This window comes from Glycomyces albidus, assembly GCF_009451885.1.
Classification (GTDB): domain Bacteria; phylum Actinomycetota; class Actinomycetes; order Mycobacteriales; family Micromonosporaceae; genus Glycomyces; species Glycomyces albidus.
This window is the reverse complement of sequence record NZ_WIAO01000046.1, coordinates 15,350-33,991: the sequence shown is the minus strand read 5'-3', so window position 1 is coordinate 33,991 and position 18,642 is coordinate 15,350. Positions and strand designations below refer to the sequence as shown.

Below are 18,642 nucleotides of genomic sequence, written 5' to 3'. Positions count from 1 at the left end.
CTCCCGCCGCGGTGGCGGCGCCGAGGGTCGTGCCGGCGGCGGTGGCCGCCCCGGCGGACGGTGCGGCGGTCGCGGCGGCGGAGGCGGGGAAGGCACCGCCGCCGGAACCGGTGGCGGCGCTTCCGGTTCCGCCGGAGGCGAGGCCGCCGCTGACCTGGTCGTCCTCGGCAGGCTCCTCGCCGGCCGGGGGCGGCGTCTCGGCCACCGGCGGTTCCAGGGACGGATCCTCGGTGGCCTGGGGCTGGGCGGCGCCGGCGGGCGGGTCCATGGGCGGCGGCTCGAGGTCCATGTACGCGGGGTCGGCGGCGGACGGGTACTCCTTGTCGCTGCGGACGGTCCTCACCGAGCGGTCCTCGGCGTCGGTGTCGGCGCCGCGCTGGGCGATGTCGTCGTCGATCTCGGCGTGGCGGGCGTCGTAGGCGCCCCAGTTCTGGTCGACGAGGGTCCCGTAGTGCTCGACGGCGTCGGCGACCGCGAGCTCCTTCGCCTCCTCGACGGTCAGGCCCCTGGACGGGTCGAGCCCTTCGCGTTCGATGGTGACGGGGCTGGAGTAGTAGTCGATGTAGTGGAGGATCCGCTCGTCGATGTAGTCGATGATCTCGGTGGCGAGCTCGGGGTCGCCGCCGCCGAGGGCGAGCACGTGCTCGGCCTCCTCGCAGGTGTACTGGATGCAGTCGCCGTGCCACCAGGCGGGCCTAACGTGCACCGAGACCCAGGAGTGCCAGTCGCCGTCGATCCAGAACTGCGGCGCGGGGTAGGGGATCTCGCCGGAGTCGCCGCCCTGGAGCGAGTACAGGGCGTCCTCAGTGGACTGGAGGCTGGCGACGGTGGTGTCAACGTCGTCGATGAGGTCCTCGACGAGTTCGCGGGTCTGCCCGCACGCCGCCTCGAACGCCTCAAAGTCGGCCCCGGACCAGCCTTCGGCGAGGTCGTTGAGGTTGGAGCGGATCTGCTCGGACCAGTCGGCGAGCCTGCCGGAGACCTCCTCGGTCCAGGCGCCGCGCAGCCGCTCCAGGGAGTGCGCGTCGGCCTGCTCGGGGCGGACCGCGGCGACGGCCGCGCGGAAGTCGGCCTCGGTCGGGTACGCCATCGCGGATTCCTTGGGGCGCAGCCGGAAGAGCTGCCGTTCGACCGGGACGGCCGACACGAGCTGCTGCCACGCCTGCTCGGCGGGGTGCACGGTCGCGTTGCCGCACGCGGCGTTCGAGCACGGGGGCCGGACGGCGACGATGCCGGGCTGCGTCTCGACCGGCCCGGGCGGGGCGTCTGCGGCAGGGGCCTCGACGTATCCGAACGCGGGTGCGGCCGCGACCGGAGCCGCGGCGTCGAGGCCCAGGTACGACTGGTCGTCGCTCATAGATACTCACCTCGCGAGGGGAACGGGCGGCCGGGTCCCTTCACGGTAGCAACAGCGCGCCGGTTTGGGGAACCACCGTTCACGCGTCGTCGCGCGTCTCCCACCAGCGGCCGGTCCAGGCCCGCCGCAGGCCGCCGCGCACGTCCGCGAGCGGGGCCGGAACCGCCTCGGAGCGGTCGCTCGGGCCGAACCCGTCGATGCGGCACTCCCAGCGGTGGAGCAGCGGTTCGACCGGGTCGGGGACGGCGTGGACGGACACGGTCAGGCCGATCATGGTGACGTCGCCGTCCTGGACCTCGAAGGCCGCGGTGCGCTCCTCCGGTTCGGCGGCGCGCGGGACGGCCAAGGGCGGCAGCGGGGTCCGCACAGTGAGCCGGTGCGGGCCGGGCGGGACCTCGAGCCGCATGCGGGTCCAGGTCGCGGCTACCGGCGCGCCGTCGAGTGCGATCTGCGGCGGCGGCACCGCGAACCGGTGGGCGATCGGGACGAGCTCGCCGACCTTGTCGAGCGACCGGCGCTCACCCGGCTCGATGCGCTCGCGGCCCGGCGGGAGCTGCATCGCGAGCTCCTCTGAGGAGAGGTCGTCCTTGAGGAACCGGGCGTCGACGAGCAGGACCGCGGCCCCGGGCCGCGGCTCGGGGACGGGCCCGGCCGGGTCGAGGATCTCAGGGGCCAGGACCGGCCCGCCGGGAACCTGAAGGAGCGCTTCAGGCGTCTTCAGCGGAGCTTCAGGTGCGCCGCGGTTGAATCGGATCCAGGTCCACAGCACCCGGCCGCCCCACAGGGAGGCGCCGAGCAGGAACACGCCGATCGCGATCGGGAAGGTCGCGGACTCGGGGGCGCCGGTGAACGCCGACGTCCACATGATCGCCACGCCGCAGAGGAGGAACAGCATGAACACGGCCGCGCTGAGACGGTACTTCGCGTTGGCGGGCAGGTACTGGAAGTACGTCAGCCGCCCGCGCGGCCCGAGCGTGTACCCGGTGAGGCGCCCGAGGCGGCCGCTCTGCGGGCCCTCCCCGTAGCCGCGGTGCCGGTCGCCGAGCATGCCGACGTAGTCGAGTTTCACCGCGGCTCCGGCGGTGACGTCGACGGCCCGCCAGGCCCGGGAGTGCTGGCTCTGCACCTCGACGAGGTGGCGTCCCGCCGCCACCGGCACGCTGATCCGCCCCCAACCGGCGGCGACCGGCGCGCCGTCGACGAGCACGACCGGGACGAGGCTCGAGCGCAGGTCGTTCATGGACGCGACGGGGTCGCCGGCGAGGCGCCGCTGCTGGAGGTCGGCCGCCTGCTCGGCGATGGTCTTCGGGCCGGCGTCCGCGCAGTACCCGATCCGCAGGTCGATGCGGCCGGAAGGTCCGGCGGGCGGTCGGAGCTCCTTGAGCGGCTTGACCTCCCAGCCGGGGCGGGGGGTGCGGTACCGCGGGCTGCCTCCCCGGATCATCGCCAGTCGACTTCCTCAGGGTTGGTCATCGCGGGCGGTGCGACGTCCTCCCACCAGTTCATGAGGCTGTCGGGGGCGCCGGCCGCGGGGCCGCCGCCGTCGTAGCCGCCGTTCCACTCGCCGTCGCCCTGGTAGGTCGGCGCGAACGGGGAGCCGGCCTGGAACAGGTGCCCGCCCAGGATGAGCGGGTTCTTGAGCGGGCTGAGCGCGTGCTTCCCGCCGGGCGTCATCGTGAACGCGTTGACCGCGTACACGAGCAGGCCCTCGGCGATGTTCGTGAACCCGGCCCCGGCGATGTCCAGCGGCGACACCGGGTTGCCCTTGGCCTTCTGGAACACGAGCGTGAACGCGGTGAAGGAGCCGAGGAGCCCCGCGCACACGGCGGCGACGGCCTGGAGGCCCTTCTCTATGGTCTTGGTCGTCGCGAGCAGGGTCGCGCCGGTCGCCTGGGCGCTCGCCATGATCGCCGGCGCGCCGGGCGCGGTGAGCACGCCGGCGAGCGCGGCCAGGTAGGCGATCAGGTACGCGTCCATCACCAGGGTCACCACCGAGAGGAACGCCCAGTAGGCGGCGAACATGCCCGCGAACACCATGAGCTGCAGGCCGACCGTGTAGGCCATGACGCCCATCTCGCGGAGCTGCGCGCCGACGTCGCCCGACGCCTCCCTGAACGCCGTCGCGTCGGTGCCGCTCCAGTTGTCGTCGTTGACCGTGGCGGTCTCGGCCTCGAGGGCGTCCGCGGCGTCGAAGTTCTTCTCGGCGAGGAGGATCCAGGCGCCGCCGGCCTTCATGAGGTCGCCGGGGTTGCACTGGTTGAGGTAGATGCTGGTCGCCAGCGCCTGCACCGACAGCCCGAAGGCGATGGCGGGCGGTGCGATGCCCACAGCGCAGGTCTTGATGACGCCGTTGCAGGCCGGCGCCATCGCGTCGCCCAGGTCGAAGACTTCCTGCCCGAAGGACATGCCCCGTTCCCCCGTCTCAGTTCTTGAAGAGCCTGGCGACGGCCTGGTCGGACTCCTCGGCGTCCTTGGCGCACGAGGCGAGGGCCTCGTTCATGCCGCGGAAGCACTCGGCGGCGCCGGCCATCGACTCGGTGACCGTGGCGGTCGCCATCGAGTAGGCGGCGGCCATCGGGAGGGTGACGGTCGTGTAGAGGCTCCGGTCGATCTTGGAGAGCTCGGGGAGGACCTCGTTGGTGGACTCCAGGATGGGGATCACCTTCTCGGTGATGCTCGGGCCGAGTCCTTTGAGGAAGTCGACGTCGACGACGCGTGTCATCGGCCGCCCGCCTTTCTGTTCAGGGACTCATGCATCTGCATGATCCGGTCGGTCATCATGGTCGCGGCCCTGCCGGCCTTCTCCGCGATCTCGGGGGCGGTGTCGACGGCCTTGACGTGGCTGTCGGGCATCTCCTCCCGGGCCCGGGCCTCGGCGGTGCGCCGCAGCTCCTCGCGCGCCTCGGCGATGAGGGCGGTGAGCGCGCGTCCGAGTCCGTCGGGGCCGCGCCGGCGGGCGTCGGCCCCGATCTCGACTCTAGCCACGACCTGCTCGGTGCTGGAGGCGACGACGAGGTCGCCTTCGGCGCTGCGCACCTCGACGGTGAGGACCTCGGCGGGCGGGCGGGGGCGCGGGGCCTGGGCGGAGCGCATGGCGTCGAGGACGCCGTCGAGCCGGTTGGCGATGGCGCGGTCGAACTCGGGGTCGCGGCTGAGGGTGTCCGGGGCCGCGTCGATGCCGAGGCGGCCGCGCATCATGGCGGCGAACGCCTCGTAGCCGCCTTCGGCGGCGGCCTGGCGGAGTCGGCCGATGGCTTCGGCGCTGGCGGCGAGGTGGTCGCGGGCGGCGGCGTCGGGGTCGGGGAGGCGGGCGGCGAGTTCGGTGAGGAGCGCGGCGAGGACGGCGGGGGGCTGGCGGAATCCGGGCACGGAGACTTCGACGGTGATGGCGCCTTCGTCGACGCGGAGGGTCACGTATTCGTCGAGGTCGGTGAAGGTGTGCGCGGCGTCGGTCACGGTGGCGGCTCGCTTCGTAGACGGTTGCACCGAGGGTAGCGAACGGTCACTGGGCGTGGGTACCCCGTGATGGCGCGCCGCGGCGGGCGCCGTATGGGCCGCTATTCGGCGTTGGCGCCGTTCTCGAGGGGCCACACGGTGGCTTCGACGGAGCCGACGAGTTCGAGCGGGCCGACGAGCGAGGCGGTGCGGGCGACGGTGAAGTCGTCGAGGGCGAGGAGGCTGATGCCGCCGCGGCTCTGGGCGACGGCGGCGTAGAACGCGCCGGTGCCCTTGTCCTGGAATACCCAGCCGGGCCGGGTGTCGGTGGGGATGGTGGGGACGTTCGGGCGGGGGGCGGCGGCGGGGAGGCTGCCGGTCGCGGAGGTGTCGGGCGCGTAGGGGGCCTGCGGGTGGCGCGGTTCGGGCGGGTAGTGGTGCGGCTGGTCCTGCGGGTCGGGTTCCACGGGCGTCTCCGTGTAGTCGGGGATCTGGTAGCGGGTCGGGTCGCCGGAGACCGGGATCGGCGGCGGGGTCGCGTGCTGGTGGTCGGGGACGGCGATGAGCGTGCGCATCTCGACCTTCCCCGCGACGTAGCTGACGAGCCACAGTCCGGCGGCGAGGGCGAGGAGGTCCACGCCCACGGCCATGAGTACCCGGACGTTCGCGTTCAAATCGGTGCCGAAGCGCGCCAGGGAGAACAGTCCGGCGGCGAGGGCGAAGACGACGAGGCCGGCGAGGGCGCCGGCCATGACGGCGGGGCGGCCGAGTCGCGGGACGGGTGCGGAGGGCCACTTCTCGGAGGCGCGGACGCCGCCGAGGGCGGCGGCGGAGAGGGCGGCGACGGCCAGACCGGCGACGGCGAAGGCGACGGCCGCGGCGGTGAGCCGGCCGGCGATGTCGTCGATGTAGTCCATGGTGGTCTCCGCGAGGTCGGTGGTCGGCCTGGTGGCCGGCGGTTCGGGCTGGTGCGTCGTGGGCCGGGCGGCCCTGGGCCGTCGGGCTCTATTGTGCGGCTTGATCGTAGGACACCCGGCTCCCCCAGTTTAGTGTCGGATTGCCGACAGGCAGTGATCGCGGCCATCGGATTGATAGTTCGCGGCGTATCTGTTTCAGTTCTGGTGGACTCGGAGCGGGGCCGTCCCCGCGGTCGCTCTTCGAGCCGACGAAGGTGCGTTCCGTCAGGGGCCCGGCATATGATGAGGGCAGACCCCGCAATGGGTTGGGAGACAAGAATCATGAGTGAAAATTGCGTTACGTGAGGTAGTAGTGGCTCGTGTGACGGAAGGATGGGACTGATGACAGTGAGAGAGACACTCTGGACGGTGGCCGCGCACGCCCAGGCCGGCGCCGAGATCAACACGCAGGGGATCATCTCCTTCTTCCTGTCGAGGATCGCGCCGATCCTGCTGGCCATCCTCGGCCTCATCTTCATCGCCCGCGCCAACAAGGGCGAGGTCAGCCGCGTCCTCACCTCGTCGACCATCGCGATCATCGGCATCGCCTTCATCGCCGGGGCCGTCGTCCTGGTGGCCGTCGGCGGCGGCCTGGTCGACGTGCTGTTCAGTCAAGAGGACTAGCAAGCCCCCACATCGCCCCTTGAGGCAAGGCCGGACGGAGGACGCCCATGCGCTTGCGCACCGACGACGACATCTACCGTGCCCGCCTGCTGTACCTCGGCCCTCCCGGCTACACGCTCCCGGTCCACCTGCCCTACGGCCAGTACGGCGCGTTCGCCGCGCTGCTGGCCCTGTTCATGTTCATTCGCTGGGCCTTCACCGGCGACGTCGAGCTCTTCCCCTCGATCGAGATCTCCATCGCCCTCGTCGCGACCTCGCTGATCTTCCGCTACGTCGACGCCGACCGGCCCGCGACCACGGTCATCCGCACGCTGCTCACCGACTGGAAGCACACGCGCGGCAACGGCCACGAGGTCCGGATCCCGGCGTTCACGACCCGTTCGATCCGCCTGCGGCCCACACTCGTGGACCCCGTCCGAACTGAGGAGCGCCTATGAGCGGCGAGGACCGCCGTCAGCCCGTCGCCAAGTTCTCCGCCCCCCGGCCCCCCGCCCCCGTGCGGGACCGGGAGCGGCCGACCGGCGACCTCGGCGACGACGCGACCGCCCTCGCGGACGCGGTCTTCAGGGCGGAGCCCGCAAGAGGGCCCGGCCGGACGGAGTCCGCCAGAGAGTCCAGCCGGGCGGAGGCCGCGAAGGCGCCCGCCCGCACCGAGCCGGCCCAAGCGCCGAGCCAGCCGCCGCCCGCGAGGGCGCCCCAGAGCGAGCCGCGGCCCCAGGAGCCCACCCGGCCGTCCCCAGTGGAGTCGATGCGACACGCGTCGCCACCTGCGTCGATGACGCCGCCCTCCACCGCTCGTCCACAGGGCTATCCCCAGGGTTATCCACAGAATCAGCCGAGTTATCCACAGGGGTATCCACAGCGTTACACACCGCCTCCGACCAGCGGGAATCCACAGGGTTATCCACAGCGCAACGGAAGTTATCCACAGCAGGGGCCAAGTTATCCACAGGCCGCTGACCAGGCCCGCGGGACTGTTTCCACAGGTCGCCGTCAGGCAGCGCAAACCAGTACACAACGGGTGCCCGGACAGGACCTCGTCCCGGTCCGCCAGTCCCGCGCCGCGGCGGTGCCGGACACGGCCGACGACAAACCGGTCCGCGTCAAACCGATCGGCGCCCAGAAGGAGCGGCAGCCGCTCCGGGAGCTGAGCCTCACCGAAATCGCCGGTCACGTCACGTTCACGCCCGCCTCGGTCACCGCCTGGTACAAGCTGCCCGGCGTGCGCTGGTCCTTCCGGCCCGACCTCGAGCGCGAAGCGCTCATCACCGCCATCGCCGAGCAGTACGCCGGCCTCGCGGGCATGCGCGTCCACCTGCGCCGCACCACCCGGCCGTTCCCGGCCGACCAGTGGGCCCGCACCGTCGACCGCCACACCGCCCGCCCGCTGCGCACCGTCCCCGGCGGCACCAGCTGGGCCGACCACCTCGTGGCCGCCCAGCGCCACCTCCAGCAGCTCTCCCACGCCGAAGGCGAGACGTTCCTCGGCATCACCTTCTCCCGCCGCGGTGCGTTCGACCAGCTCGGCGAGAAGATCGGCCGCATGTTCGGCCGCGGCACCAAGCTCTCCGAACGCGAGAAGATCGAGAAGCGCAGCCTCCAGTTCGACGAGGTCCTCGGCTCCTTCGGCGTCCGCGCCCGCCGCGCCACCACCGCCGAGCTCGAATGGCTCGTCTACCGGTCCGTGGCCCTCGGCATGGAGCCGCCGCGCCTGCTCTCGGGCTCCAACAGCGACTGGGAGCCCGGCGACGTCCTCGCCCTCACCGAGTCGATCGAGCGGTACCGCAGCCCGTACGGCTCCACCGTCAAACTCGTCAACCGCCTCACCGGCGAGGAGAAGCACACCGCCGTCCTCACCGTCGGCCGCATGGAGGAGCTCGAGATCCCCCAGCGGCACGAGCCGTGGCTGCACTTCCACGAGCGCTGCCCGTGGCCGGTCGAGCTGTCGAGCCGCATCGACATCCTCGGACCCGGCGAGGCGTTCCGCGACCTCGACCACCGGCTGCGGCTCATCCGCTCCCAGCAGCGCGACTACGACGAGCACGCGATGGACGCCCCGCCCGAGCTCCAGCGCCTCGCCGAGCGCGCCCTCGGCGTCGGCGACGAGATGACCACCGGCCTGCCGATCGACGCCGCCCGCGCCCACGGCTGGCACCGCCTCGCCGTCACCGCCGAGACCAAGGAGGAGTGCCTGGAGCGCGCTCGCACCCTCATGCAGATGTACCAGCGGGACATGCGCATCAGCCTCCAGCACCCGAAGAACCAGGACTGGCTCGCCCGCGAGTTCATCCCCGGCGAACCGGTCGCCCAGACCGGGTACGTCCGGCGCATGCCCGTCAAGCTCATGTCCGCGGCGATGCCGCAGGCGGCCTCGGTCGTCGGCGACCGCCGCGGCGACCTCATCGGCCGCACCGCCGGCACCTCGCGCAGCCCGGTCTTCCTCGACCTGCACTTCGCCACCGAGGTCCGCGAGAAGTCCGGCCTGTCGGTCTTCGTCGCCGAACCGGGCGGCGGCAAGTCGACCCTCATGGGCGCCATCGGCTACCTCGCCGCCCGCCGCGGCGTCCAGGTGACCCTCCTCGACCCCTCGGGCCCGCTCGCGAAGCTGTGCGAGATGCCCGAGCTCAAACCGTTCTCGCGGGTGCTCAACCTGACCGGCTCCGAGTACGGGACGCTCGCGCCGTACGCGCTCATCCCGTCGCCGCGCCGCGAGCACTACGAGGACAGCCCCGAGGGGCAGCGCGAGTACGACATCGCCGTCTCGAACGCCCGCTCCGAGCGGCGCATGCTCGTCCAGGACATCTGCGCGATGCTCCTGCCTCCGCAGGTCCAGCGCGAGGCGAGCACGGCCCGCCTCCTGCGCCACGCCGCCCGCCACGTACCGGCCGAGGAGGACTCCGCGCTCGAGGACCTCGTCGAATCCCTCCAGGACGCCGAGGACCACGTCACCGGCGACGGCGCCGAGCTCGCCGCGCTCCTCCTCGACACCGCCGAGATGCCGCTCGCGAAGCTGTTCTTCGGCAACCCCGACAAGGGCGTCCTCGAAGACGACACGGCACTCACCGTCATCACCATGTCGGGTCTGCGCCTGCCCGACCTCGGCATCGAACGCGAGTACTGGTCCGCGGAAGAGGCCCTCGCGCTCCCGATGCTCCACACCGCGCACCGCCTCGCCGTCCGCCGCGCCTACGGCGGCGACATGCACCGCCGCAAACTCGTCGGCCTCGACGAGGCCCACTTCATGGAGGGCTGGAAGTCCGGCCGCTCCTTCCTGGTGCGCCTCGCCCGCGACTCCCGCAAATGGAACCTCGCGGCCCTGGTCGCCAGCCAGAACCCGAAGGACATCCTCGGCCTCGACGTCCAGAACCTCGTCTCCACGGTCTTCGTCGGCCGCATCGCGGAGGACGCCCAGATCGCCGAAGAGGCCCTCAAGCTCCTGCGCGTGCCCACCGGCGTCGGCTACGAGTCCGTCCTCGCCTCCCTCTCCGAAGTGGACGCCTCCGAGACCCGCAAGCTCCCGTACCGCGAGTTCGTCATGCGCGACGTCGACGGCCGCGTCCAACGCATCCGCGCCGACTTCACCTGGGTCCGCGGCCTCCTCGACCACCTCAACACCACCCCCGGGGAGGAACAGTGACCGACCCCTCCGCCCACGACCTCGCCCCGCCCGCACGACCCGCCGACCAAACGGGCCGCCTCGCACGCCTAGGGGGCCGGGCCGGCCGGATCCTCCTCGCCCTGACGGCGGCCCTGGGCGCGCTGATCCTGACGCCGGGAACGGCCGGGGCGCAAGACGACGCGGAGGGATGCACGGACTACGAGTGGCACACGTACTGGTCCCAATGCGTCGACGAACTGCCGCAAGCCCAGGAACTCCAATGCGAGGCGGCACCCCAACCCGCCTCGCCCGATTCGGGCATGGCCGGCTGGTTCGCCGAACCGAGCGAACTCGACAAGAGCGAGGGCATCGGCACGTACAGCCGGTACGGCTATGCCGGGTACCAGCTCCCGATGTACGGCTCCCAGCAGATGAGCGTCGGCGGCCAATGCGTCGACGCGGTCGCGATCCCGAACGGCGCCGACACCGCGAACGCCCTGGCCAACATGGAGTTCAACCTCTCCATCGCCACCGTCGGCGCCGCGAACTCGATGCGGCAGGCCGCGTGGGAGCCCGACACCATGTGGGGCTGGTCGAACAGCTTCATGGAGCAGGGCACCGAGGTCCTCTACCGCCAGATCTTCACCGTCTTCGGCGCGGTCACGGTCGGCCTCATCGGCCTGTACCTGCTCTGGCGCTCGCGCCAAGCGGACATGAACAACGCGGTGACCACCGTCGCCTGGGCGGTGCTCATCCTGGTGCTCGTCACGGCCGTCGTGCGCTGGCCGGTGAGGGCCGCCGAGTACACCGACCAGGCCCTGACCATCGGAATGGACCTCAGCGTCGTCCTCATCGCCGACGACGCCGCCGAAGGCTGCATCCGCGAAGCCAACATCGACCAGGACCGGTACGACGAGCTTAAGGAGCTCAACGGCGAGGACTTCTGCATCGACACCCGCAGCGCGGCCGTGACCGCCTCGGACACCGTCTCGGGCCAGGTCCTCTACCAGAACTGGCTGCGGACGATGCTCGGCCAGAGCGAAGAGGTGACGTTCCAGGAGCGCAACGGAGAGGTCGTCGAGGACGCCGAAGGCAACCCGGTCGTGACCGAGTCCAACACCGCCTACAAGTACGGGCCGGCGCTCTTCGCTGCGCAGGCGCTTTCCTGGAGAGAGAACGCGGAAGCCGAGGATTCGGCGACCTATCGAAACGACCTGATCGAGGAGAAGCAGGAGCTCTGGCGGAATCTCGTCGGCCAGATCCAGACCGAGGACCCCGAGGCGTACGCGAACCTCAGCGGCCAGCGCGCCTGGGAGCGCACCGGCACCGGCCTGCTCGCCCTGCTGACCGCGATCTTCTTCTCGCTGTTCGACCTCACCGCGTCGATCCTGATCATCCTGGGCTTCATGATCGTGCGGTTCGCGATCGTGGCGCTGCCCATCATCGGCACCATCGCCCTCCTGCGGCCCGCGGGCGGGCCGTTCAAACGCCTGGTCAACACCGTCCTCGGCGCCATCATCAACGTCGCGATCTTCTCGCTCGCCGCGGTCATCTACATATGGGCGTCGAGCCGCATCCTCCAAACGGCGATGCCGGTATGGCTGCAGGTGGTCATGATCGGGCTCCTAGGCGTCGCCGCCTGGCTGCTGCTGCGCCCAGGCAGACGGATCGCGGGACTGGTCGGGGGCAGCGGTCCTGCGGACTCGTTCCTGGGGCGGCGCGGCGGCGATGATCAGAGCGCCGAACGTGAACGCGAGCAAGAGCGTGCTCGTCTGCGCCGGGAGAACTCCCGTCCCGAGGAGAGCTCCGACACGATCCGTGCACCTCGGAGCAGCTCGGGCGACACTCTGCCCGAGCAGCAGACCACCGCGGACAGGTCCGCGGGCTCAACGAGCGGGCCCGGCACTTCCACCGGAGGCGGCTCCGGTGGTGGAGAGGTCTACCGGCCTGCGAGAAGGGACTGACGGATGAACCGCGCCCTCCGGATCATCTTCTCCCGCTATGGGATCGTCGTCATCATCCTGGTTCTGGTGCTCGGAGTGATCGCCCTCGCCAACCGGCGTCAGGAGACCCCGCTCAACGGGACCGAGGGGCTGGACGACTCGATCAGCGACGCCACCTCCGAGGCGTTGACCGCCGATGACGGATTCGCCACCGAGGAGTGCGAGGGCGACGACTGCTACGCCGCTGAAGAGCTCCCGCAGGAGGCTATCGACCGGGCGGTCGAGTTCGCCGAGGTCTGGTTGAACCCCGACGGCTACCAGGCGCAAAGCTGGCACGATGCGATCAGTCCCTTCCTGACCGAAGAGACCGCTCAAGCGATGGAAGGCGTGGATCCGGACACCGTCCCCGCAGAGGAGATCGCCGGCGAGGCGACCGCTGAGGGCTTCAAGGTCAGTGTCCCGATGGACACCGGGACGCTGATCCTCACCATGGTCGAAGGCGCCGACCCCTCAACCGAGCACGGCTGGCTCGTCTCGGCGATCGACTGGGAGCAGTCATGAGCATCGTCAGCAGGGAGGACTCCGCAGAACGCGTCGACGACGCCGTGCCGCCCCGCGCCCGGAAGCGGCTCCGGCCGCTCATGTGGACGCTCACCGTGATCAGCGTGTGCTGCCTGGGCGCGGTGGTGTCGATCGTGCAGCTGCTGTCCGACCAGTCGAACGGCGAGGACGGCAACGTGGTCCTCGCCGGCTGCGGCACGAACGTCACCGTCGATCCGAACGCCGAGTTCCCCGAGATCGGGCCGTACGACTCCGAGCAGATCGGGAACGCGGCCATCATCATCGCGGTCGGTCAGGACCTCGAAGTGCCGGTCCGGGGCTGGGTGATCGCGGTGGCGACCGCGATGCAGGAGTCGGGCCTGACGAACCACGGCCACTTGGGCGATGCCAACGACCACGACTCGCTGGGCTTGTTCCAGCAGCGCCCCTCGACCGGCTGGGGGACACCGGACCAGGTCACCGACCCTGTGTACGCCTCCACGAAGTTCTACGAGAAGCTCGTGAAGGTCGACGACTGGGAGACGCTCCCTCTGACGGTCGCCGCGCAGAGCGTGCAGATCTCGGCGTTCCCCGATGCCTACGCGAAGCACGAGCCGCTCGCCACCGAGATCGTGAACACGTTGACCGGCGGCGGCGCGAACGTGTCCGCGGTGAGCACGGAGCTGGGCACGTGCGCGCAGCCCGGTGAGCTGTCGGCCGCGGGCTGGATGATCCCGGTCGAGGGCCCGGTGTGGTCAGGCTTCCAGACGCCGGAGCGTCCGACGCACAACGGCGTCGACATCGGCGCGCCTCGCGGCGCGACGGTCGTGGCGGCCTCCAGCGGCACGGTCATCACCTCCGAGTGCAACGCCAGCCTCTACGGGGCGCCGTACTCGTGCGACGTCGACGGCTCCCCCGAGGTCGCCGGCTGCGGCTGGTACGTCAACATCCTCCACGCCGGCGACTACCTGACGCGGTACTGCCACTTCGGGTCCGCGCCGCTGGTGAAGGAAGGCGACGTGGTCCAGGCGGGTCAGATCCTCGGCTACGTGGGCTCGTCCGGCCGCTCCAGCGGTCCGCACCTGCACTACGAGACCCACCTCAACGGCGACCGCAGCCCCGCGGGCGCGGTGGACCCGGTCGCGTTCATGCAGCAGATGGGCGCCCCGCTCGGATGAGCCAGTGACGCTCACCGGTCCGGCCGATCGCCGGTCCCGGTGAGCGTCCACCGGCCGCTGCGCGTGAGCGCTCAACCGCTCGTGTGCAATCCGAATCCCGTTCGGCCCTCAGGCTCCAGTCCTTCCTTCAGGTGCAGCGACGGGATCTCGTAGTCGCCGAAGTTCTGCCGCCGGAACGGGATCGGCTCGGTCGATTCAAGGGTGAGCAGGCGCTGCTCCCATGCCTTGGCGACGTCCGCGTAGTCCTCGTCGGTCATCCGGTCGGTGCCGTACAGCACGAACGGCGGCAGGACCTCGATGCCCGGGTAGTAGAGGATGCCGTGCTGGATCGGGAACAGCAGGTCGTCGATGGGGCCGTTGATCCCGCGAGCGGCGTAGTGCGACTCCGGGCCGCCTGCGGTCACCGAGAGCAGCGCCCTCCGGCCGGCGAGGGTGCCCTCGCCGAAGCGCTCGCCGTACTTGGTGTCGCTGTGCTCGCCGACGCCGTAGCCGAAGTGGTAGGTGAACACCCGGTCCACCCAGCCTTTGAGGATCGCTGGCAGCGCGTACCACCACAGCGGGAACTGGAAGATGATCGTGTCGGCCCACAGCAGCTTCTCCTGCTCGGCGAGGACGTCCGGTGTGAGCGTCCCGGAGTCGAAGGCCCGGCCCGAATCGAGGGCGACCTTCAGCGGGCTCGACGCGTGGGGGCCGTAGTCCGCGGCGTCCACGACCGCCTTCCATTTCATTGCGTACAGGTCGCTCACGAGCACCTCGTGGCCGGCGGCCTCCAAGGTGGACACGGCGAGATCCTTGAGCGAGCCGTTGAGCGACTTCGGCTCCGGGTGGGCGTATACGATCAGCGTCTTCATATGAACTCCTTCGGCACTGCTTCGTTCTGGTGCCTCGAGTCTGGGCGCCGCGGCGGCCGGCGTTCAGGGGCGCTTCTTCCGTAGGACGGGACTTCCTGGTAACGGCAGTACCACGTTCACCGGCGCCGACGGGACCATACTTGGGGAATGGACGATCTCGCGAGTTACCTGCGGACCAGGCGTTCCCGGGTCGATCCGGCGTCGGTCGGCATTCCCGCCGACAGGCGCCGCCGGGTCGAAGGGCTGCGCCGCGAGGAGGTCGCGCACCTGTCCGGCGTCAGCGTCGACTACTACGTGCGCCTGGAGCAGGGACGTGCGACCCAGCCGTCCGAGCAGGTCCTGGACGCGCTCGCCCGCGTCCTCAGTCTCGACGAGACCGAACTCGGGCACCTCTACCGGCTCGCCCGTCAGCGGCGGCGCCGTGCGAAGGCACCGGTCGGGCGGGTCCGTCCGGAGGTGCTGAGGGTCCTCGACCTGATCGTCGACGCACCTGCGCTGATCATGGACCACCGCTTGGACGTGCTCGCGGGGAACCGCCTCGCCGGGCTGCTCTTCGGGCGGCCGCCGTCGAAGATGAACACCGCCCGGCACCTGTTCCTCGACGAGGCCGAGCGCGGTCTGTACGCGGAGTGGGAGCAGTGCACGCTCGACGTGGTGGGGCACCTGCGCCTGGCTGCCGGCAAGTACCCCGATGATCCCGGTCTGGCCTCGCTCATCGGCGAGCTGGCGATGGGCAGCGAGCGGTTCCGCCGCCTCTGGGCGCGCGCTGACGTGCGCGCCCGCACCCACGGCCGCAAGGTGTACCGGCACCCGCTGGTCGGATTGCTTGAGCTGCACCAGGAGAACTTCGCGCTGCCGGACGAGTCGAGCTTGGAGCTGCTGGTGCTCTCCCCAGCCCCGGGCAGTCCGGCCGAGGACGGGCTTCGCCTGCTCGCGGGCTTGAGCGCCGATACGGGTGAAGCACATGTCGGGCCCCTATGCCAGAGTTGAGAAGTCGGCGCGTCGCCCCACCGCGGCGCGCCGACCAATTCAGGCCTCACGGTGACGGGTGCCGATTGTCTGTCACCAACTACTGTCGCTTGGACTTGTATGGATATCTAGTCGCTCGCCGCACCCATCAGTTCATCGCCTCCTTCCAGTGATGCAACGCAATCGCCCTGCACTCCAACCTGAAATGTGAAGTCCTCCTGAATCACTTCGCCTCTCAGCGAGACCTCGGCTGCAAAGGCGGTGGTTGAGCCTTCGCTCGCGTCGGAGGGCTCGATGCCGTTCAGGAAAGCAGTGGTGTCGCCGTTCGTCGAGGCCCATTCATCGATCGCCGCGTGCAACTCCTCTGGAGTTATGCCCTCGAACGTGTCGCACTGGTCGGCGGCTGCGGTCTGCGGACTGCGATCCACAACGATCGCCCGCATGAACTCAGTAGCCAGTTCTTGCGGGTCGATCGTCGGTCCGCTGGTGCCACTGGAGCTAGGTTCTTCTTCCTCCGGTCGGACCGCATCGGAAACGCAATAGGTTCCGTCGGACTCCTGCACCGTCACAAGGAAGTATTCGGAGCGCTGCGATCCCTCAGCGATGTAGTAAACCGTTCCGGCCAGGGCGATTCCGTCGGAAGTCGGCACCGGATCGCCGACTTCCAGATCAACGTCGGTGACTCCGCCAAGCTCAGCGGCGTATGACTGGCGGATCTCGTCGAGATCCTCAGGCGTGAGCTCGGGCGATGCATCTTCACACAGTGCACTCGCTGCGCGCTCGAGATCCTGAGTCGAGCCGTATCGCAGGTAGCGGAGCGCCGCTCCTTCGGCGTCGGTCGCCGGCTCGTCTCTCGGGTCCTGGTTCTCCTCGTTGCCGCTCGCGGCGATGCCGGGGGCGACCCAGGCGCCCAGGGCGAGGACGATCGCCCAGCCGCCGGCGAGGACTCCCACGCGGCCCCACTTGCGGGGCGGGTCGGCGTACTTCGATTCCTCGACGTCGTCGACGGCCGTGACCTTGTACCGCTTGCCGGAGGCGTCCCGGACCACCGACGCGCTGCCGCGCTTCGCAGATGCTCGACTCCGCGCGCTGCGAGCGACTCGCCGGAACAGTCTTCCCATGCCCTCAACCCTATGGGACCGGGGCCATCCGCCTCAACCCGAAGCACAAAGGCGTGCCCGGGACGAGCCGGTCTTCCGTTGTCGCCCGGGCGGCGGATGGCGGGTCTGCATCTCGGGATTCGTCCGGGCGCCTGACGCGCAGGGCGTCGTCGCGGTCTGCGCGCCAGGCTGTTCGCGCTAGTGGACGGCGTCGATGAAGTAGACGGAGTTGGTGCTCCAGTCGCAGACGGCGAGGCGACCGTCGGGGGCGAGGGTGATGCCGGTGGGGCTGGAGAAGCCGTCGGCGATGGTGGTGCGGGTGCCGTCGGGTTCGATCATGTCGACGGTCGAGCCGCCGTAGTCGACGACGTAGACCGCGTTCCCTCCGGCGGGGGCGATGCCGGGGCCGGGGCTGGCGAGTTCGGTGTTGACGTGGACGGCTTCGGTCTCGCCTGCGGGGACGTGCGAGACGCCGCCGTCGATGTTGGAGACCATGAGGTCGCCGTTGTCGAGTTCGACGGCCCCGACCGGGGTCTGCAGGCCGGTGGCGACCACGCGGGTGTTCCCGTCGGCGTCGGCGGCGAGGATCTCGTCGGTCTGCCGGTTGGCGATGAGCAGTTCGCCGGCGGCGTTGAACGAGAGCCCGGCGGGGGTGGCCAGCCCTTCGACGAACACCTCGGGTTCGCCGTCCTCGCTGAACCGCCACACCACGTCGCCGCTGTACGAGGCGGCGTAGACGACGCCGTCGCCTGAGACCGCGAGGCCCGACGGGCCGTTCAGGTCGCGCGCGAAGGTGCTCCGTTCACCTTCCGCGGTGATCCGCTCGATGGTGCCGCCCGACCAGTTGGCGATGTAGAAGGTGCCGTCGGCGTCGAAGGCCATGCCGACCGGCGACTCCATGCCCTCCCAGACCGCTTCGCCGGGCTCTTGCGGGATGCTCGCCACGGATCCGTCGTCCGACGGCGCGGGGTCAAGGCCCGGTTCGGCGTCCGAGCCGTCGGCGGAGCAGGCGGCCGCTGTCAGGAGGGTCGCGGTGGCGGGAACGAGGAGGAGGCGACGTGCTCGGCCGGGCGTCGTCGCCCTGGCAGGTTGGACGTGGTGCGGTTCGACGGTCGCGCGCATCGTATGCGCTCCTTCACGGTTCGGGGTCGAAGTCCCCTCCATGCTAGGAGCTAGAGCGCACTCTAGGTCAATAGCGAACAGACCGGACTTAGCGCACCGCGTCGACGTTCGACCGGGTCGGGTTTCCTTGCGGCGGAACCAGTTTCGGCAACGACGCAGGTCAGGGAACGATCGTGCGGCCGTTTCGGCCCTGCGGGCCGGTCCGGGTGGAACACTGGCGTTCCGGAGGGGGTCGGCATGGGGTTGAGGACCGTGGAGTGCACGAGCCCGGATGCGCTGTTCACGGCGGTGTACCGGGAGCTGTTCGCGCCTTCATTCCCGCCCGAGGAGCTCGAGAGTGAAGCCGCGCTCGCCCGGGCGCTGCACGCCGGGTCGGCGAGCCTGTTCGCGGTGGTCGACGAGGCGGGTGGGCCGGTGGCGGCCGCGTTCGGGGAGTGGTCCGCGGCCGCACGCGTCCAACTGCTCACCTACCTCGCGGTCGGACCCGCCGCGCGGGGCGGCGGGATCGGGGGACGGCTGCTGCGGGAGGCCGTCCGGTCGTGGGCGGCGCGCCGGGACCCGTGCCTGGTCCTCGCCGAGATCGAGGACCCGGACGCACCGGCCGACGAGGCGCACGGCGACCCGCGCCGGCGGCTCGCGTTCTACGAGGCCGCGGGCGCGAAGGTCCTGGACGTCCCCTACTTCCAGCCGGGGATCGGCGGCCCCGGGGCGCGCGTTCACGGCATGCTCCTGCTGGTCCTGCATGCCGCGCCGCAGCTCACTCGCGGCGAAGCGGTCGACGGCGGTGCCCTGCGGACCTTCTTGGAGGAGTACCTCGAGGAGGCGGAGGGAACCATCGCCCGGGACGAGGAGACGGCGGCGCTGTTCGCGGCGCTCGACCGCCCCGGCGGCGTGCCGATGGGGCATTGGCGGCCCGGGAGCTGAACGCGCCGTCCGGCATTGGAAGCGGAACGGGCCGTGCGCTGCTAC

16 protein-coding genes and 1 pseudogene are annotated in these 18,642 nt (G+C 70.7%); 8 read left to right on the top strand and 9 right to left on the bottom strand.

What is annotated here, in order from left to right; translation table 11 throughout:
* From GFD30_RS23650 to GFD30_RS23625, 6 genes and pseudogenes are all read right to left on the bottom strand, one after another.
* Positions 1 to 1,357: pseudogene (locus tag GFD30_RS23650) on the bottom strand (hypothetical protein); the annotation flags it as partial.
* Positions 1,358 to 1,436: 79 nt separating this feature from the next.
* Entirely contained in the window at positions 1,437 to 2,801 is a 1,365-nt protein-coding gene (locus tag GFD30_RS23645) for a hypothetical protein (RefSeq protein WP_153027620.1), read from the bottom strand.
* Entirely contained in the window at positions 2,798 to 3,763 is a 966-nt protein-coding gene (locus tag GFD30_RS23640; protein WP_153027619.1) for a hypothetical protein, read from the bottom strand. Before GFD30_RS23640 ends, GFD30_RS23645 begins: the two co-directional genes overlap by 4 nt.
* Before the next feature lie 16 nt (positions 3,764 to 3,779).
* Positions 3,780 to 4,079 (bottom strand): hypothetical protein, encoded by a 300-nt coding sequence (locus GFD30_RS23635; protein WP_153027618.1) that lies wholly within the window; start codon positions 4,077 to 4,079, stop codon positions 3,780 to 3,782.
* Positions 4,076 to 4,813, bottom strand: a complete 738-nt coding sequence (locus GFD30_RS23630) for a hypothetical protein (RefSeq protein ID WP_153027617.1) — start codon at positions 4,811 to 4,813, stop codon at positions 4,076 to 4,078. The genes GFD30_RS23635 and GFD30_RS23630 overlap by 4 nt, the downstream gene beginning before the upstream one ends.
* Positions 4,814 to 4,914: 101 nt before the next feature.
* Positions 4,915 to 5,709, bottom strand: coding sequence for a hypothetical protein (locus tag GFD30_RS23625; protein WP_153027616.1), 795 nt, complete (start codon positions 5,707 to 5,709; stop codon positions 4,915 to 4,917).
* A 381-nt stretch (positions 5,710 to 6,090) separates the two neighbouring features.
* Between GFD30_RS23625 and GFD30_RS23620 the strand changes: the two genes are divergently transcribed.
* Genes GFD30_RS23620 through GFD30_RS27650 form a run of 6 tightly spaced genes read left to right on the top strand, consistent with a single transcriptional unit; the run spans position 6,091 to position 13,631 of the window.
* On the top strand, positions 6,091 to 6,372 hold the full coding sequence (locus GFD30_RS23620) for a hypothetical protein (RefSeq protein ID WP_153027615.1): 282 nt from the start codon (positions 6,091 to 6,093) through the stop codon (positions 6,370 to 6,372).
* Positions 6,373 to 6,419: 47 nt separating this feature from the next.
* Complete coding sequence (locus GFD30_RS23615) at positions 6,420 to 6,809, top strand: hypothetical protein (RefSeq protein WP_227996962.1); 390 nt, start codon at positions 6,420 to 6,422, stop codon at positions 6,807 to 6,809.
* On the top strand, positions 6,806 to 10,009 hold the full coding sequence (locus tag GFD30_RS28110) for an ATP-binding protein (protein WP_153027614.1): 3,204 nt from the start codon (positions 6,806 to 6,808) through the stop codon (positions 10,007 to 10,009). Before GFD30_RS23615 ends, GFD30_RS28110 begins: the two co-directional genes overlap by 4 nt.
* Complete coding sequence (locus tag GFD30_RS23605; RefSeq protein WP_153027613.1) at positions 10,006 to 11,934, top strand: MFS transporter; 1,929 nt, start codon at positions 10,006 to 10,008, stop codon at positions 11,932 to 11,934. The genes GFD30_RS28110 and GFD30_RS23605 overlap by 4 nt, the downstream gene beginning before the upstream one ends.
* A 3-nt stretch (positions 11,935 to 11,937) precedes the next feature.
* Positions 11,938 to 12,474, top strand: a complete 537-nt coding sequence (locus tag GFD30_RS23600; RefSeq protein ID WP_153027612.1) for a hypothetical protein — start codon at positions 11,938 to 11,940, stop codon at positions 12,472 to 12,474.
* Positions 12,471 to 13,631 (top strand): M23 family metallopeptidase, encoded by a 1,161-nt coding sequence (locus GFD30_RS27650; RefSeq protein WP_265575463.1) that lies wholly within the window; start codon positions 12,471 to 12,473, stop codon positions 13,629 to 13,631. Before GFD30_RS23600 ends, GFD30_RS27650 begins: the two co-directional genes overlap by 4 nt.
* Before the next feature lie 71 nt (positions 13,632 to 13,702).
* On the opposite strand, the gene GFD30_RS23590 is transcribed toward GFD30_RS27650, so the two are convergent.
* Positions 13,703 to 14,482, bottom strand: coding sequence for an NAD(P)H-dependent oxidoreductase (locus GFD30_RS23590; RefSeq protein WP_153027611.1), 780 nt, complete (start codon positions 14,480 to 14,482; stop codon positions 13,703 to 13,705).
* A gap of 147 nt (positions 14,483 to 14,629) precedes the next feature.
* Here GFD30_RS23590 and GFD30_RS23585 point away from each other — a divergent pair, with 147 nt between their 5' ends.
* A complete protein-coding gene (locus GFD30_RS23585; protein ID WP_153027610.1) occupies positions 14,630 to 15,472 on the top strand; it encodes a helix-turn-helix transcriptional regulator in 843 nt (280 codons plus the stop codon).
* A 107-nt stretch (positions 15,473 to 15,579) separates the two neighbouring features.
* Here GFD30_RS23585 and GFD30_RS23580 read toward each other — a convergent pair whose 3' ends face one another.
* Together GFD30_RS23580 and GFD30_RS23575 are read right to left on the bottom strand one after the other, a co-directional pair.
* Positions 15,580 to 16,572, bottom strand: coding sequence for a hypothetical protein (locus GFD30_RS23580; protein WP_153027609.1), 993 nt, complete (start codon positions 16,570 to 16,572; stop codon positions 15,580 to 15,582).
* 177 nt (positions 16,573 to 16,749) lie between these two features.
* Positions 16,750 to 17,673: an NHL repeat-containing protein gene (locus tag GFD30_RS23575; RefSeq protein ID WP_153027608.1), complete on the bottom strand. Its 924-nt coding sequence runs from the start codon at positions 17,671 to 17,673 to the stop codon at positions 16,750 to 16,752.
* Positions 17,674 to 17,910: 237 nt separating this feature from the next.
* Between GFD30_RS23575 and GFD30_RS23570 the strand changes: the two genes are divergently transcribed.
* Entirely contained in the window at positions 17,911 to 18,597 is a 687-nt protein-coding gene (locus GFD30_RS23570; RefSeq protein WP_153027607.1) for a GNAT family N-acetyltransferase, read from the top strand.
* Positions 18,598 to 18,642 lie beyond the last annotated feature (45 nt).

Coding starts and splice junctions, on each gene's coding strand:
- GFD30_RS23645 (WP_153027620.1), bottom strand. CDS start 2,801: ATGATCCGGGGAGGCAGCCCGCGGTACCGCACCCCCCGCCCCGGCTGG.
- GFD30_RS23640 (WP_153027619.1), bottom strand. CDS start 3,763: ATGTCCTTCGGGCAGGAAGTCTTCGACCTGGGCGACGCGATGGCGCCG.
- GFD30_RS23635 (WP_153027618.1), bottom strand. CDS start 4,079: ATGACACGCGTCGTCGACGTCGACTTCCTCAAAGGACTCGGCCCGAGC.
- GFD30_RS23625 (WP_153027616.1), bottom strand. CDS start 5,709: ATGGACTACATCGACGACATCGCCGGCCGGCTCACCGCCGCGGCCGTC.
- GFD30_RS23620 (WP_153027615.1), top strand. CDS start 6,091: ATGACAGTGAGAGAGACACTCTGGACGGTGGCCGCGCACGCCCAGGCC.
- GFD30_RS23615 (WP_227996962.1), top strand. CDS start 6,420: ATGCGCTTGCGCACCGACGACGACATCTACCGTGCCCGCCTGCTGTAC.
- GFD30_RS28110 (WP_153027614.1), top strand. CDS start 6,806: ATGAGCGGCGAGGACCGCCGTCAGCCCGTCGCCAAGTTCTCCGCCCCC.
- GFD30_RS23600 (WP_153027612.1), top strand. CDS start 11,938: ATGAACCGCGCCCTCCGGATCATCTTCTCCCGCTATGGGATCGTCGTC.
- GFD30_RS27650 (WP_265575463.1), top strand. CDS start 12,471: ATGAGCATCGTCAGCAGGGAGGACTCCGCAGAACGCGTCGACGACGCC.
- GFD30_RS23590 (WP_153027611.1), bottom strand. CDS start 14,482: ATGAAGACGCTGATCGTATACGCCCACCCGGAGCCGAAGTCGCTCAAC.
- GFD30_RS23585 (WP_153027610.1), top strand. CDS start 14,630: ATGGACGATCTCGCGAGTTACCTGCGGACCAGGCGTTCCCGGGTCGAT.
- GFD30_RS23580 (WP_153027609.1), bottom strand. CDS start 16,572: ATGGGAAGACTGTTCCGGCGAGTCGCTCGCAGCGCGCGGAGTCGAGCA.
- GFD30_RS23575 (WP_153027608.1), bottom strand. CDS start 17,673: ATGCGCGCGACCGTCGAACCGCACCACGTCCAACCTGCCAGGGCGACG.
- GFD30_RS23570 (WP_153027607.1), top strand. CDS start 17,911: ATGGGGTTGAGGACCGTGGAGTGCACGAGCCCGGATGCGCTGTTCACG.